Origin of the sequence: Sphingobacterium gobiense (assembly GCF_002980575.1) — a bacterium.
Lineage (GTDB): Bacteria > Bacteroidota > Bacteroidia > Sphingobacteriales > Sphingobacteriaceae > Sphingobacterium > Sphingobacterium gobiense.
The window spans coordinates 685,587-698,947 of record NZ_PVBS01000001.1 but is presented as its reverse complement, the minus strand read 5'-3'; the positions used below and the strand labels follow the sequence as shown (position 1 = coordinate 698,947).

At 39.7% G+C, this 13,361-nt stretch carries 14 protein-coding genes; 2 read left to right on the top strand and 12 right to left on the bottom strand.

What is annotated here, in order from left to right; translation table 11 throughout:
* Positions 1–4: 4 nt before the first annotated feature.
* Positions 5–544 carry a 16S rRNA (guanine(966)-N(2))-methyltransferase RsmD gene (gene rsmD, locus C5749_RS03130; RefSeq protein WP_105722920.1) on the bottom strand — a complete coding sequence of 180 codons (540 nt, stop codon included), beginning with the start codon at positions 542–544 and terminating at the stop codon, positions 5–7.
* A complete protein-coding gene (locus C5749_RS03125) occupies positions 532–1,329 on the bottom strand; it encodes a DUF3822 family protein (protein ID WP_105722918.1) in 798 nt (265 codons plus the stop codon). The genes rsmD and C5749_RS03125 overlap by 13 nt, the downstream gene beginning before the upstream one ends.
* Before the next feature lie 82 nt (positions 1,330–1,411).
* On the opposite strand from C5749_RS03125, the gene C5749_RS03120 reads away from it, so the two are divergent.
* Together C5749_RS03120 and C5749_RS03115 are read left to right on the top strand one after the other, a co-directional pair.
* Positions 1,412–2,836 carry an ATP-dependent DNA helicase gene (locus C5749_RS03120; RefSeq protein ID WP_105722916.1) on the top strand — a complete coding sequence of 475 codons (1,425 nt, stop codon included), beginning with the start codon at positions 1,412–1,414 and terminating at the stop codon, positions 2,834–2,836.
* Positions 2,826–3,380, top strand: a complete 555-nt coding sequence (locus tag C5749_RS03115) for a hypothetical protein (protein WP_105722914.1) — start codon at positions 2,826–2,828, stop codon at positions 3,378–3,380. Before C5749_RS03120 ends, C5749_RS03115 begins: the two co-directional genes overlap by 11 nt.
* Here C5749_RS03115 and ruvB read toward each other — a convergent pair.
* From ruvB to C5749_RS03065, 10 genes are all read right to left on the bottom strand, one after another.
* Positions 3,377–4,399, bottom strand: a complete 1,023-nt coding sequence (gene ruvB / locus C5749_RS03110) for a Holliday junction branch migration DNA helicase RuvB (protein ID WP_105722912.1) — start codon at positions 4,397–4,399, stop codon at positions 3,377–3,379. The genes C5749_RS03115 and ruvB overlap by 4 nt on opposite strands.
* Before the next feature lie 16 nt (positions 4,400–4,415).
* The gene (locus C5749_RS03105) at positions 4,416–5,141 is read right to left on the bottom strand and encodes a polyprenol monophosphomannose synthase (protein WP_105722910.1); all 726 of its coding nucleotides are present in this window, start codon (positions 5,139–5,141) and stop codon (positions 4,416–4,418) included.
* A gap of 26 nt (positions 5,142–5,167) precedes the next feature.
* Positions 5,168–6,751 carry a peptide MFS transporter gene (locus C5749_RS03100; RefSeq protein ID WP_105722908.1) on the bottom strand — a complete coding sequence of 528 codons (1,584 nt, stop codon included), beginning with the start codon at positions 6,749–6,751 and terminating at the stop codon, positions 5,168–5,170.
* A 186-nt stretch (positions 6,752–6,937) separates the two neighbouring features.
* A complete protein-coding gene (locus tag C5749_RS03095) occupies positions 6,938–7,822 on the bottom strand; it encodes a sugar phosphate isomerase/epimerase family protein (RefSeq protein ID WP_105722906.1) in 885 nt (294 codons plus the stop codon).
* Between the two features lie 16 nt (positions 7,823–7,838).
* The gene (locus C5749_RS03090; RefSeq protein WP_105722905.1) at positions 7,839–8,567 is read right to left on the bottom strand and encodes a (Fe-S)-binding protein; all 729 of its coding nucleotides are present in this window, start codon (positions 8,565–8,567) and stop codon (positions 7,839–7,841) included.
* On the bottom strand, positions 8,564–9,871 hold the full coding sequence (locus C5749_RS03085; protein ID WP_105722902.1) for an MFS transporter: 1,308 nt from the start codon (positions 9,869–9,871) through the stop codon (positions 8,564–8,566). The genes C5749_RS03090 and C5749_RS03085 overlap by 4 nt, the downstream gene beginning before the upstream one ends.
* Positions 9,872–9,911: 40 nt before the next feature.
* The gene (locus tag C5749_RS03080) at positions 9,912–11,219 is read right to left on the bottom strand and encodes a D-alanyl-D-alanine carboxypeptidase (RefSeq protein ID WP_105722900.1); all 1,308 of its coding nucleotides are present in this window, start codon (positions 11,217–11,219) and stop codon (positions 9,912–9,914) included.
* A 23-nt stretch (positions 11,220–11,242) separates the two neighbouring features.
* Positions 11,243–11,956 carry a ThuA domain-containing protein gene (locus tag C5749_RS03075; RefSeq protein ID WP_105722898.1) on the bottom strand — a complete coding sequence of 238 codons (714 nt, stop codon included), beginning with the start codon at positions 11,954–11,956 and terminating at the stop codon, positions 11,243–11,245.
* A complete protein-coding gene (aroB, locus tag C5749_RS03070) occupies positions 11,953–13,026 on the bottom strand; it encodes a 3-dehydroquinate synthase (protein ID WP_105722896.1) in 1,074 nt (357 codons plus the stop codon). Before aroB ends, C5749_RS03075 begins: the two co-directional genes overlap by 4 nt.
* Before the next feature lie 36 nt (positions 13,027–13,062).
* Positions 13,063–13,269 carry an RNA-binding S4 domain-containing protein gene (locus C5749_RS03065; protein ID WP_105722894.1) on the bottom strand — a complete coding sequence of 69 codons (207 nt, stop codon included), beginning with the start codon at positions 13,267–13,269 and terminating at the stop codon, positions 13,063–13,065.
* Between the last annotated feature and the right edge of the window lie 92 nt (positions 13,270–13,361).

The following is a 13,361-nucleotide window of genomic DNA, read 5'->3' as shown; positions in this document are numbered from 1 at the left end:
GGGTTTACGATTCCAATTTATAAAAGCTGAACGAAGAATACCCATACTTCCTTGTTTCTATATAAAACGGAGAGTCGTCCATTTTTCGTGTAGAAGGATGTTCAATAACCATCATCCCGCCCGCTCTCAACAGCTCATTTTCAATAATAAGGTTGGCTAATTGTGGTAAGGACGATAAATCATATGGTGGATCGGCAAAAATAAAGTCATATTGAGTTTTACACGCAACAACAAACTTTAGTACATCCGCTTTGCGCGTATGAATAACATCTATTTTTAGTTTCTTCGCTGTATCGTTAATAAACTGCAAACATTTGAAATGGATATCAATAGCCTCCACCGATATTGCGCCACGAGAGACCAGCTCGAAACTAATATTACCCGTTCCGGAAAAAAGATCGAGACAAGCACATTCGTCTAATGCAATCCGATTATCTAAAATATTAAACAATGCTTCCTTGGCAATATCCGTCGTAGGGCGAACAGGCAACTTAGATGGCGGAGATAAGCGCAACCCTCCATATTGTCCGGCTATGATACGCATAAAAGAGCAGTTGCTATAATGTTAAACTTATTGGCTTCCTTCGCTATGTCTTCATCATCTGCATACAAATCCACCTGAGTTTGCAAAAACTCGGTGCGATTTGCAAAATGAGAAAGTGCTATACTATACTCGTGTTCGACGTTAACGCCCGAGATAAGTATTTTATGGAGCCTAATAGGTAAATCAAAAGCTTGACATGTTGTTAAAACAAAATAATTTAAATCGTCGACATTGTTTATATCGAATACATTATAAAACAAAAATTTTCCATTTTTAAAACCAAATAGTTCCACCTGTGTATTGTTGAAATGAGCACCCAACACCGTACCTTGCATGGGAATATAGGTTTGAACTTCAGTCAAAATAAACTGAAAATCAGCTGCAAACTTCGCATGAGGGAAGATGGCTCGCCAACGATTGTATAGCAATAGATCATATTGATAACTTGCTGTTATCTGTAAGTTATCCAATGTATAAACTTGCGTACGTTCTACGTGATCATCTATCAAAAACGTCTGATATAAAGGGTGATTTTCCTCTTGATACACTTCCGCCGGAATAAACACGAGGCTTTGTACCGGCAAGCTAACAAATACGTACTGAAATGGCAGACCTAATAACTTGATCGCTTCCGCGTCGGGTTCATTTGTGGGATAAGAAAACATTGCCTGAACTTCGTTCGATTCATCCACAACAATTAATGTATCCTCTAAAAAGTCAGCTTTTACAAACAGTTTATACTGCGGTATATAATGTAAGTGGAAATTCTTTGATGTGTATTTCATTCTCAGCACCGTTTGGCTATTTTTATCTTAACAAAATTAGCTTTTCCAATTGATATGACCAACCTTTTGCCTAACTTTGATTATGCATATTCAGAACCTGCTCACCCAACAGTTTGTATGGCAGCCAACCCAACAACAGCAGGAATCATTTATACTTTTGGAAGAGTTTTTAGGCACGTTTCATCCGGCAACTTGTTTTCTTTTAAAGGGGTATGCCGGAACAGGAAAGACAACCATCATCAGCGCATTAGTGAAAATTCTTCCTACGCTACAAAAAAAAACAGTCTTGCTGGCACCTACCGGACGTGCAGCAAAAGTGATGCGTCATTATTCCGGTAAAAAAGCATTGACTATACATAAGAAGATATACCGGAAAAAATCTGCCGCTACCTTGGAGTTAGACTTTACGCTAGCAGATAACCAACATGAAGACACCTTATTTATTATTGATGAATCATCTATGATTTCTGATTCAAGGGAGCAGTTCTTATCTAGAAGTTTATTGGATGATTTAATCCAATATGTACAATCCGGCGAAAATTGTTGCCTCATGTTCGTTGGAGATACGGCACAACTTCCACCTGTCGGCATGTTGGAAAGCCCCGCCTTAGATCCGAATTACCTTGAAGCGAATTATAATTTACGGGTCTTTCATTGTGAACTTAAGGAAGTCGTAAGACAACAGAAGGCTTCGGGCATCCTCTATAATGCAACAAAAGTACGCGACGATATTGATTTGGAAAAACAAGAAGCAAATCTTCCGTTTCCGCAATTCCACACAAAGGGGTTTACAGATATCTTTCGTATGAACGGTGATAAGCTTCTTGAAGGCTTACATTATAGCTATGACCGGTTTTATATCGCGAATACCATCGTAATATGCCGGTCTAATAAATCTGCAAATTTATATAACCAGCATATCCGCAATCAAATTCTCTTTCGCGACGAAGAAATTACTGGTGGGGATTTGATCATGGTTGTACGCAACAATTACTATTGGCTCCAGCAACATGACGAGAAACATACGGGATTCATTGCCAACGGTGATTTAGCGAAAGTACAGAAAGTAAGTAATATACACGATCAACATGGTTTTCGCTTTGCTGATATATCCTTGGAGTTTATAGATGATGATGAACTGGATCCAGTGGTATGTCGCGTTCTTCTCGATAGTCTACACGTAGATGCTCCAAATATGCCTTACGAACAACAACAGCAACTATATGAGTCAATTGCGCTAGATTACGTGGATATTCCGATCAGGAAAGACCGACTGGATGCTATCAAAAAAGATCCTTATTACAATGCCTTGCAAATTAAGTTTGCTTACGCTATTACATGTCATAAGGCACAGGGTGGACAATGGCCTTGTGTATTTGTTGACCAGGGATATTTGAGTGATGAAATGCTCAACACAGAATTTCTACGTTGGTTATACACTGCCGTCACTCGGGCTACCGAACAATTGTTTTTGGTTAATTTCAATCCTAAGTTTTATGGCGAATAGCGATTTTGATCCTATACTTGTTAATTTTTTGAAAGTCGATATTAGGCAATATCCGGCGAAAGTATTTAGCCTAGGTTTTATTCATACCCATGGTTTTACTGTATCCAGCTTACTAGCATATTCCTATCATCCCGATAACCAGGTTTCTTTTCGGGCGGCATGGCTGCTGGAACATGTTTGTATGCAACAGCCGAATCTCATCTCTTCCATATATGACGCCTTCATTACGCAGTTGCCAAAACAAACGCACTGGGGAACTATTCGCAGCTACACCAAGATAGCGATGCTCGCCACAGATACCAAAACAGCCACACCCCACTCCGTTGAACAAGAAGAAATTTTAGTAGAGCAATGTTTTCATTGGTTGATATATACCGATTGTCCGGTAGCTGTTGTCGTCAATTGTCTCGATATACTGTATAATCTACGGAAGAAAAACCCTTGGATAGAAGATGAATTGAAAGCGCAGATTCAGTATCTACTTAAAAACCCCACACCAGCATTAGCCAGCCGAGCAAAAAGGGTGCTGAAAAAGATGGTTTAAAATAATGTATTTCCCCTCTGGAAGGTATTTTTTCCAAGATGCTTAAAAGCCAGTTCGGTGCATTCACGTCCTCGGGAAGTACGCATCAAATAGCCTTCCTGAATCAAGAATGGTTCGTACACTTCTTCAATCGTTCCTTCATCTTCCCCAACTGCAGTTGCTATCGTTTTCAATCCAACAGGACCGCCTTTGAATTTCTCGATGATCGTAGCTAAGATGCGGTTATCCATTTCGTCTAAACCATTTTCATCCACGTTCAAGGCATTCAGCCCATACTGTGCAATAGCTTTATCAATAGATCCGTTCCCTTTAATTTGCGCAAAATCTCTAGTCCTCCGTAGTAAAGCATTGGCGATACGGGGTGTCCCCCTGCTTCTCCTTGCAATTTCATACGCTCCCTCTTCCGTAATCGGGGTATTTAAGATATGAGCCGACCTTAATACAATTGTAGTTAATAGTTTAGCATCATAATACTGAAGTCTTGAGTTAATTCCAAAACGGGCACGTAGTGGAGCGGTTAACAATCCTGATCGGGTCGTAGCACCGACAAGCGTAAAGGGGTTTAATGAAATTTGAACGGATCGCGCATTAGGCCCTGTCTCCAACATAATGTCTATCTTGAAGTCCTCCATTGCCGAATAAAGGTATTCTTCAACTAGTGGGCTTAGGCGGTGAATTTCATCGATGAACAAGACATCTCCTTCTTCCAAATTAGTCAAGAGACCTGCTAAATCACCCGGCTTATCCAACACCGGACCTGATGTGATCTTAATGTTCACCCCCATTTCGTTGGCAATAATATAGGATAATGTAGTTTTGCCTAAGCCGGGAGGTCCATGTAACAGTACGTGGTCTAGCGCCTCGCCACGAAGCTTGGCAGCTTTTACAAAAATAGAAAGGTTTTCTAGAATTTTCTCTTGTCCCGTAAAATCTTCAAAAACCTGAGGGCGTAAAGCCCTCTCTATATCCCTATCGATAGGATTTAGCTTTTCTGGATTCGGGTCAAGATATTCATTCATACTTATACGAAGTTAACTAATTATATTTCTTAAACCAACTCCCTACTTTTAACTGGATAACCCCGAAAAATGCTTCTCTAAAAATCCGCGTACTCATTTTGGAGACACCTTCGGTCCGGTCGGTGAATATAATAGGCACTTCGACTATCTTAAAGCCGTATTGAATGGCTGTAAATTTCATTTCAATCTGGAATGCATAACCAATAAATTTAATTTTGTCAAGGGAAATCTTTTCGAGTACTTTCCTTGAAAAACAGACAAAACCAGCCGTTGCATCTTGGACAGGAATACGCATAATAAGCCGTACATAAGCCGATGCAAAATACGACATTAATACACGACTCATGGGCCAATTCACGACATTGACTCCTTTGATATAACGAGATCCTATTGCCATGTCGGCACCTTCCAAACACGCTTGCCGTAGACGGATCAAATCCTCGGGATTGTGGCTAAAATCAGCATCCATCTCGAAAATATGAGCGTAATGGCGTTGCAAAGCCCATCGGAATCCATGGATATAAGCTGTCCCCAATCCCAACTTTCCAACTCGCTCCTCTATAGACAGCCGATGAGGATATTCCTGCTGTAAGATTTTTACAATATTTGCAGTGCCATCCGGAGAGCCATCGTCAACGACCAAAACATCAAACGGAATAGACAGGGAAAATACCTTTCGAATGATTTTCTCTATATTTTCTTTTTCATTATATGTCGGAATAATAACTAAACTGTCTACCACGTTTGATGAAATATTAGGTGTCTTTCTTAATCAATACCATGCGTCATTTTCCGCAACTTGCTGCTAAAAATCAATAATAACAAAGCTGCTGCAATTGGGATGGATGCAATGATATAAAAGAATATTGACATGGAATACGCTTCAGAAATCCTATCAATATACGATCCTGTCATACCAGCGATAAAGTTCGCAATAGCAGATGCTGTAAACCAAAGCCCAAAAAGCAATCCCACAAATTTCTTCGGTGAAAGCTTACTGATATACGATAAACCTACCGGTGACAGACATAGCTCGCCCGTCGTATGGAAGAAATAGGCAAGTATCAACCACACCATACTAACCGTAGCGGTTGTTGCTCCCTTCGGAATAGAGCTCGCTCCAAAAGCGAGCGCAACAAAACCTACTCCCACAAGCAATAGGCCTAATGCAAATTTTACGGCTCCCGAAGGGTTCCATATTTTCTCCCACATTTTGCTAAAAGAAGAAGCTAAGGTAATAATGAAGAACGAGTTTAGAATTTGGAACCAAGAAACGGTTACTTCTGTTTGTTCGGCACTGAATTCTCTGTATACCTTCCAGATACCCAACCCCCAAATAATAGCGAACGATAATGCCGTAAACGTAATCGTCAACGGATAAGCGGAAGCAATTTTTTTAGATAGGCTATACAATACCCAAGTCACAATTAAAATAGGGAAAATCGTCAAAGCTGCATCGATCCATTTAAAAGTTAGACCAGCATTGCCTTCCAAAACCCGTTGTGTATAATCTTTGGCAAAGATTGACATAGAACCACCGGCCTGTTCAAAAGCAAAGAAGAAAAACACACTGGCCAACATCAAGACTCCGGCGACGATAAGTCGATCACGAACAACATGTTTAGGTGTTTCTTCGTTTGTAATCTTCTCTACGTGTTCTTGGGGTGTATGTGTCGTATCGGGCTTTTTCCCTATGATACCAAATATCTTTTGTGCAAAAAAGAATTGTAACATACCAAAGAACATGAATACACCTGCCAGACCAAAGCCATAATGCCAACCAATTTTTTCACCGATATAACCACATAACAACATGCCCAGAAAGGCTCCCGCATTGATACCCATATAGAAAATGGTGTAACCAGCGTCTTTCTTTGTGCTGGTATCGGGATACAGTTGTCCTACCATAGACGAGATATTGGGTTTAAACAAACCGTTTCCGAGAATCATTAAAACTAAGCCCAAGTAAAAAAAGCTGCTCCCGAAGGTTTCAAATGCCATCGCCAGGTGCCCCAAGGTCATGGTTAAGGCTCCGAGTAGAATTGCTTTCCGATACCCCGTAAGCTTGTCTGCAATCATTCCTCCAATCAACGGTGTAAGATAGACTAACCCGGTGTACCAAGCGTAAAGTTGCATGGCTTCTGCATTTGTCCATCCCCAACCACCTTTGACAATCTCCGTTATGAGGAACACCGTCAATAGGGCGCGCATGCCGTAATAGCTAAAACGTTCCCACATTTCGGTAAAAAACAGGACAAATAAACTTGCGGGATGCCCCATCACCATTTTGTTGTCAATGCCCTGTTTGGTAAGGTGATTTACCAGGACTTCGTCTTCTTTTTGTTGAATCATCTTTTTAAGTTATAGTCTTCAAAACCAAAATCATCTAGATGTGTGTTTTTCCTAATTGATTTTGGTAACTTCGCTACAAAGAAAATAAAAATTCTAGCTTTTTCCGTTATCTCCATTTTTAATTTTGTAAAATTTCAATTACGGGCTTACTGAAAAAATCTAAAATACATTAGTGACACGGATAATTTACAGCGTCTTAAATCGCTCCAGTAATTTTTTGGTAGCCAAGATACCTTCTACTTCCGGTAAATTTTTACCTTCATATTCAATTCCGACATACCCCTTAAATCCGGCATCTTTCACAATTTGCATCATTCGATGATAATCGATACCGGTTTCGTTACCATTTGCATCAAAATCATGTGATTTAGCACTTACACCTTTTGCATACGGCATCAAATCTTGCACACCTTGATAACGATCGTATTCATAGAAATTACCAAAGTCCGGTAAGCTTCCGCAATTTTTCTTGTCTACCGCTTTCAATACGCCCGATAACCAATCTCCATGCGACGAAATGCCACCGTGGTTTTCAACAATAATGTTTATTTTCGCCTTTCTGCCATAGTCCGCCAATGTACTTAAACTCTCCACGACACGTTGCGCAACTTCCTCCGGTGTTCCCTTTCCAGCTGCGTTTACACGAATAGATTTACAGCCTAAAAAAGCAGCGGCATCTACCCATTTGTAATGATTCTCTATCGCTTGTAAGCGCTTAGTATTATCCTCATCACCTAGATTCCCCTCACCGTCGATCATAATTATCACATTTTTAACACCGTTATCTTTAGCTCTATTGTTTAGATCTTTCAAATAGACCATATCCTTGGCTTTATCCTTAAAGAATTGATTTACATACTCTACGCCGTATATATTGAGTTTCTTCGCCGCAAATTCGGGAAAATCAATATTTTTCAAATCGCCGGCAAATAGTGTTTTGTGAAGAGACCACTGTGCTAACGAAATCTCAAACCATGGCTTTTTCGCTGCAAATACATCTAAAGAAGGAGCTACTGCCACCCCCGCTGCTGCCAGACCTAAGTTTTTTAAAAATGTTCTTCTTGAGTTCATGGATTATTAGGTTTTGTTAAATATTTGCCCATCCAGACGTCAACACATCTGCAATATGCTTTGTCTTGATAGGAAGTTGATGTTTATCAATATATCCTTGTAGTTGTATTAAACAAGAGCTATCTGTCGAAATAATATAGTCAGCTTTTACAGCCATCGCATTCTGTATTTTTTGTTCGGCCATCGCCGCCGATATGCCTTCAAATTTTACGGCAAAAGTCCCACCGAACCCACAACAAGTCTCTTGATCGCTCATTGGGATAACCTCAAGCCCTCCTACTTGCGTTAATAATTGCCGAGGCTCATCTTTAATTTTGCACTCCCTTAATGCGGAACAAGAGTCATGGTAGACCGCGGTCCCTACTAATTCCGCTCCAAAATAATCTTTTTTAAGCACATTTACCAAAAAGTCGCTCAATTCATAGATGTTTGACTGGATATTACGACAGCGATTATGCACCGTAGAATTGGTAAATAAATCATCGTAACCATTTTTTATCATACCCGTGCACGAAGCTGAAGGCGACACAATAAAACAATCTTCTGCGAAATCATTAAGAAATTTAAGTCCGATTTTTTTAGCCTCGTCCCAAAACCCGCCGTTATAAGCCGGCTGTCCACAACAGGTTTGCTTGGGATTATAAACTACCTCACAACCTGCTTTTTGCAACAATTTAATGGTATTAAAAGCGGTCTCAGGATAAATTTGATCTATAAAACAAGGGATAAATAGCTCTACCTTCATATCGTCATAGCCTTATTGAATCGCAGTAAACGAAAGAGCAAACCACATCCAATGATAAAAAATACAGAAAGAAATAATGCCGAATAACGTATGTTATGTGTAAACTGCTCGATCAGAGCGAAAGAAAACAATCCTAACACGACAGCTAGTTTTTCTGTAACATCATAGAAACTAAAAAACGACGTGGTATCTTTCATGTCTTCGGGTAGGAACTTAGAATAAGTAGATCTCGATAGGGATTGAATGCCGCCCATTACCAATCCAACTAAACAAGCTAAAACATAAAACTCGGCTTCTGTTTTTATGATAAACGCAGACACACACACAACTATCCATACCAATACGACGGCGATTAGAACTTTGATATTACCAAACCACGCCGAAAGCTTGGACATTAGAAAAGCGCCCAATATGGCGACAAGCTGAATTAACAATATGGTAATGATCAGTTTAGAGGTCTCCAGTTGAAGTTCTTTCGCGCCAAAAGCAGCAGCTACGATCATGACCGTTTGCACACCGGCGGAATAAAAGAAATAAGCTGGCAAAAAACGGCGAATACGTTGCATTTTCTTTATACGCCGCATCACAATACGAAACTCTATAATTACCGTACGAAAGATTTTCTTAGAAGCCCGGATCGTTGATTTTTGATTATTGGGAAGTGCTATAAACGGTATGATGGAAAATCCTGCCCACCATATACCTACGAGCAAAAACGATAACCGCGGACCAAAGGATGGTTCGGTTATACCAAACCATTCGGGTTTTAAAATAAACACCAGACAGATGAGCTGTAAGGTAACACACCCCACATAACCATACGCAAATCCTTGCGCACTCACACTATCTTGTTTATCTACCGTGGCTATTTCCGGCAAATAGGAATTGTTAAATAATACACCGCCTATGTACCCCATTGCAGCCAATCCAAACAATATGATTCCTAATTCAAGCGTCTCCAAACGAAAAAAGAAAAGTCCCATGCAGGCTACCGCTCCAAAATAGGTGAAAAACATCATCATTGTCTTCTTTCTTCCTTGCACGTCGGCATAAGACGAAAGAAAGGGTAATAAAAAGGCCATGAAGAGATACGAGAATGCCAAAGCAAAATTGGTAAGAGCAGTATTTATTACCTTAAATCCGAAAAAACGCACAACATCACCATTTTCTGCTGTCTGTGTAATGGCTGTGTAATAGGCCGGAAAAATGGTCGATGTGATAACCAGATTGTAAGCGGAGTTCGCCCAGTCAAACATCGACCAAGAGCGAATCAAGCGTTTGTCGTTTTTTTCAATAACACGCATAAATAATAGCGAAGATAGTAAAAAAATAGTGATTGGAGACTTAATAGTTCTCTCGGACAAAGGTCATAATACGGGCAACCTCTTTACGTACAGGAGCCGCTGAACCTAAAAAATTATTATTGAGAAAAGAGAATGCCAGGGTCCGCCCCCCACGTGTGCGGATATACCCACTTTGGCAATACACACTTTTTATGGTACCTGTTTTAGCCCACACGAACGGCATACCACCATCCAGTCGATAGGTTGTTTTCAAGGTCCCCTCTTTTCCCCCAGCGGCAAATAAATAACGAAGTTCGTTCACTTCGGGAATCGATTGTGCTATCATTAACAGGAGCTCCACTACGCTCCTTGCTGTCACTTTATTATAAGGTGATAAGCCACTGCCGTCGTATAGATCTATTTTATCCGTGAAATAAGCATAGTAAGTTGCTTCCATATCTTTTCTTAAACGAATAGTATTAAATTCGCCATATTTATTCATTGCCGCAGTCATCATCAATTGTTCTGCCAAAAAATTATCACTAACCAACATCATTTCCCGTAATAAATCTTTTGTAGCTACAGAAAATAAAGTGTCTACTTTCGTAGGCTTAGGGTATTGAATTAATTCTACCGGTTTCTGTAGGGTATCCTGCAATAGCTGTACAAACAGTTCATCGGAATATCTAAAAGGTTTATGAGCCAGATAGTTGTCCGGAACTCTCGCATTGTTAATAAAGAATATATTCTCATCAAATTTTCGACGAATTCTGAACCGGTTCAATTCTGCGGAGGTTTCTTTTTCAGCCGCAAATTGGAAGCGCTGCGGAAAAACGGTTAATCTATTCCCTATACTTCCAAAAGTGACGACATTCCCGTAAATCGGAAATGCCGTTATTTCAGGCTGATAATATGCATCGTAGTCTTCCATAGCCCATCCTTTGCGGTAAAAAGGTTCTTCTGTCGGCACCTCTCCTACATAGAATAACTTTTTATCCGTTGCTGATAAAAAAGTATACACGATACCGGCATCCAACTTAGGATGTAAAAAGGTGGGATCACCGGTCCCCCAAAACAACAAAGAATCTCCCTTTTCTATATAATGAATTGCCGGTATGGAATCCCCAATATGCTTAAGTACGGCGAACAAGGTAAATATTTTTGTATTGGAAGCCGGTGTATAATACTTATCTTCATTCAATCCCAACAGGAATCGATTCTGTTCGATATCATAGAGACTGAAACTGAAAAAGTGATTTTTTAATATAGATGATCGCTCAAGTTCCCTCTGTATTAAGCTAATATCTTGTGAATTTACGATGGAAATCCAAAAGGACAAAGCGATTAGTAAAAACAGAAATTTATTCATAAGGAAAAAGTAGTCAGATATACTTAGCGTCCTAACACATACTTGACACCACCTATTATGTGCTTCTGAAAATAAACTTCATCATAAGATTCCTCGGTATGTCCGAGTGCGGTATAGAATGTGCGCCCGCCATCAAATTCCCTAAACCAAGCAATCGGATGAAATTTGCCCATCGTTCCACCTTCGTAACTTTGCTCGTCTAATGTCATAAGGATATGTAATCCCGGTTGTATATTTTTAAAATCATACCATTCATCTTTATGCCACCAAACGTTTTGCAGATGTTCCGTAGCGGCATGTGTGTGGTCAACGACATCAATTTTGGCTTCCTGCACTGGAGGATGTTGAGTAAAATAGCCTCCTACCAGTTCACCATACCAGGACCATTCAAATTCGGTATCAGAAGCGGCGTGAATACCCATATATCCTTTTCCCGAACGAATAAAGGTTTGAAATGCGACTTTCTGCTGTTCATTTAATACATTACCTGTTGTATTTAAAAATATAACTGCAGCAAATTGACGCAAGCTATCAGCAGAAAAATAGCGTGCATCTTCTGAATGGACAGGCACTATATTTTCAGCTTTAAGCAGCTTTGTAAGTGTTTGCACCCCTTTGGGAATGCTTTTGTGCCGATAACCTTCCGTTTTCGTAAAAATCAATACACGCTCTTGACAATATCCCAAAAACAGCTGTCCTCCAAAAATCAGCCCTATAAGCAAACCAATGTGTTTCATAACGATTTTATATTTCTGTAAAAATCCAAGCTTTCTAAAATCAGTTCTTCTTCTATATAGATGTTGTAATCACATTTGCCGATTCGGGACAACAGCGCAAAGCCCAACTTCCTCTCTTCATTCTTTTTATCATTTTGCATCAACGTGATAATTTCCGGATATATCTCTTTCGAGAAGGAATACCGTTCGAATCTATTATCAAACGCTTGAACTATTTCGGACAAATCTGCTGTCGAAAGACCGTTAATCTTGTGTGCGATATAGGCTTCGCAAATCATACCTAACGCTATTGCTTCGCCATGTAAAAGTGGGTCAACATCGTGAGACAGCGAGTATCCCTCTATTGCGTGCCCAATGGTGTGCCCGAAGTTCAAGATTTTCCGCATACCCTTCTCTGTCGGATCCTGTGTAATAACTTCGTTCTTAATTGCTACTGAATGAAAAATGACATCATCTAAATCATCTGTTTCCAGATTAACTTCTTTGGCTTTTATAAACAAGTTCCTATCATAGATCAAACCATGTTTAATCACTTCGGCAAAACCAGAACGCATTTGACGTTCATCCAACGTTGAAAGAAATTGTCCGCTAATAAACACTGCTTGGGGCTGGGTAAACGTGCCTACTATATTCTTCACATTATCTAAATCTATTCCAGTTTTCCCTCCTACCGATGCATCTACCTGCGAGAGTAATGTTGTTGGAATCTGGATAAAATCTATTCCCCGTTTATAAGTAGAGGCCGCAAACCCTCCCATATCCGTCACCACTCCTCCTCCAAGATTTATCATAAGCGCTTTTCGATCTGCGCCAAAGTCGAGCATGGTTTTCCAGACACCAATACAAAAATCGATATTTTTATTTTCCTCCCCCGGGTCTACTTCAATTATATCGTAATCCGTTATCTGTGAAAGTGCTGACTGCAATATGGGTAAGCAATAGTCGTTCGTATTTCGGTCAACCAATACCAATATTTGGGAATAGTGTCGTGAAGTAACAAACGCTTCTAGAGATTCAAGATTTTTTTCGAAAAATATCTGATAACCAAGACTGGCAAGCTGTTTTGTCATGTATAGTGATGTTTGAAATAAAATTATTGCACTAAATTAAACAATTTTTACTTGCTGACCATCAAATTCGATAATGTCTCCCACTTTTACTTTCAGTCGTTTTCGATAATCTACCTGACCGTTGCATTTTACCAATCCCTCTTCTACTGCAAGTTGGGCCATCGCACCGTGTTCTACCCAGCTCATGGCTTTTAGCAGTTGAATTAATTGAATGTAATCTCCTTTTAATATAAAACTTTGCATATTCCTACTTCTACTATCTTCAACAGTTTCGTAAAGATAAGTGTTATCAAACGAAGTAGTAAATAATATGAGTAAAAAAAAGGATAATTATC

Excerpts from the sequence above, each read along its gene's own strand:
- C5749_RS03125 (WP_105722918.1), bottom strand. The coding sequence starts at position 1,329 with ATGAAATACACATCAAAGAATTTCCACTTACATTATATACCGCAGTAT.
- C5749_RS03075 (WP_105722898.1), bottom strand. The coding sequence starts at position 11,956 with ATGAAACACATTGGTTTGCTTATAGGGCTGATTTTTGGAGGACAGCTG.
- C5749_RS03085 (WP_105722902.1), bottom strand. The coding sequence starts at position 9,871 with ATGCGTGTTATTGAAAAAAACGACAAACGCTTGATTCGCTCTTGGTCG.
- aroB (WP_105722896.1), bottom strand. The coding sequence starts at position 13,026 with ATGACAAAACAGCTTGCCAGTCTTGGTTATCAGATATTTTTCGAAAAA.
- C5749_RS03080 (WP_105722900.1), bottom strand. The coding sequence starts at position 11,219 with ATGAATAAATTTCTGTTTTTACTAATCGCTTTGTCCTTTTGGATTTCC.
- C5749_RS03115 (WP_105722914.1), top strand. The coding sequence starts at position 2,826 with ATGGCGAATAGCGATTTTGATCCTATACTTGTTAATTTTTTGAAAGTC.
- C5749_RS03090 (WP_105722905.1), bottom strand. The coding sequence starts at position 8,567 with ATGAAGGTAGAGCTATTTATCCCTTGTTTTATAGATCAAATTTATCCT.
- C5749_RS03120 (WP_105722916.1), top strand. The coding sequence starts at position 1,412 with ATGCATATTCAGAACCTGCTCACCCAACAGTTTGTATGGCAGCCAACC.
- ruvB (WP_105722912.1), bottom strand. The coding sequence starts at position 4,399 with ATGAATGAATATCTTGACCCGAATCCAGAAAAGCTAAATCCTATCGAT.
- C5749_RS03065 (WP_105722894.1), bottom strand. The coding sequence starts at position 13,269 with ATGCAAAGTTTTATATTAAAAGGAGATTACATTCAATTAATTCAACTG.
- rsmD (WP_105722920.1), bottom strand. The coding sequence starts at position 544 with ATGCGTATCATAGCCGGACAATATGGAGGGTTGCGCTTATCTCCGCCA.
- C5749_RS03100 (WP_105722908.1), bottom strand. The coding sequence starts at position 6,751 with ATGATTCAACAAAAAGAAGACGAAGTCCTGGTAAATCACCTTACCAAA.
- C5749_RS03095 (WP_105722906.1), bottom strand. The coding sequence starts at position 7,822 with ATGAACTCAAGAAGAACATTTTTAAAAAACTTAGGTCTGGCAGCAGCG.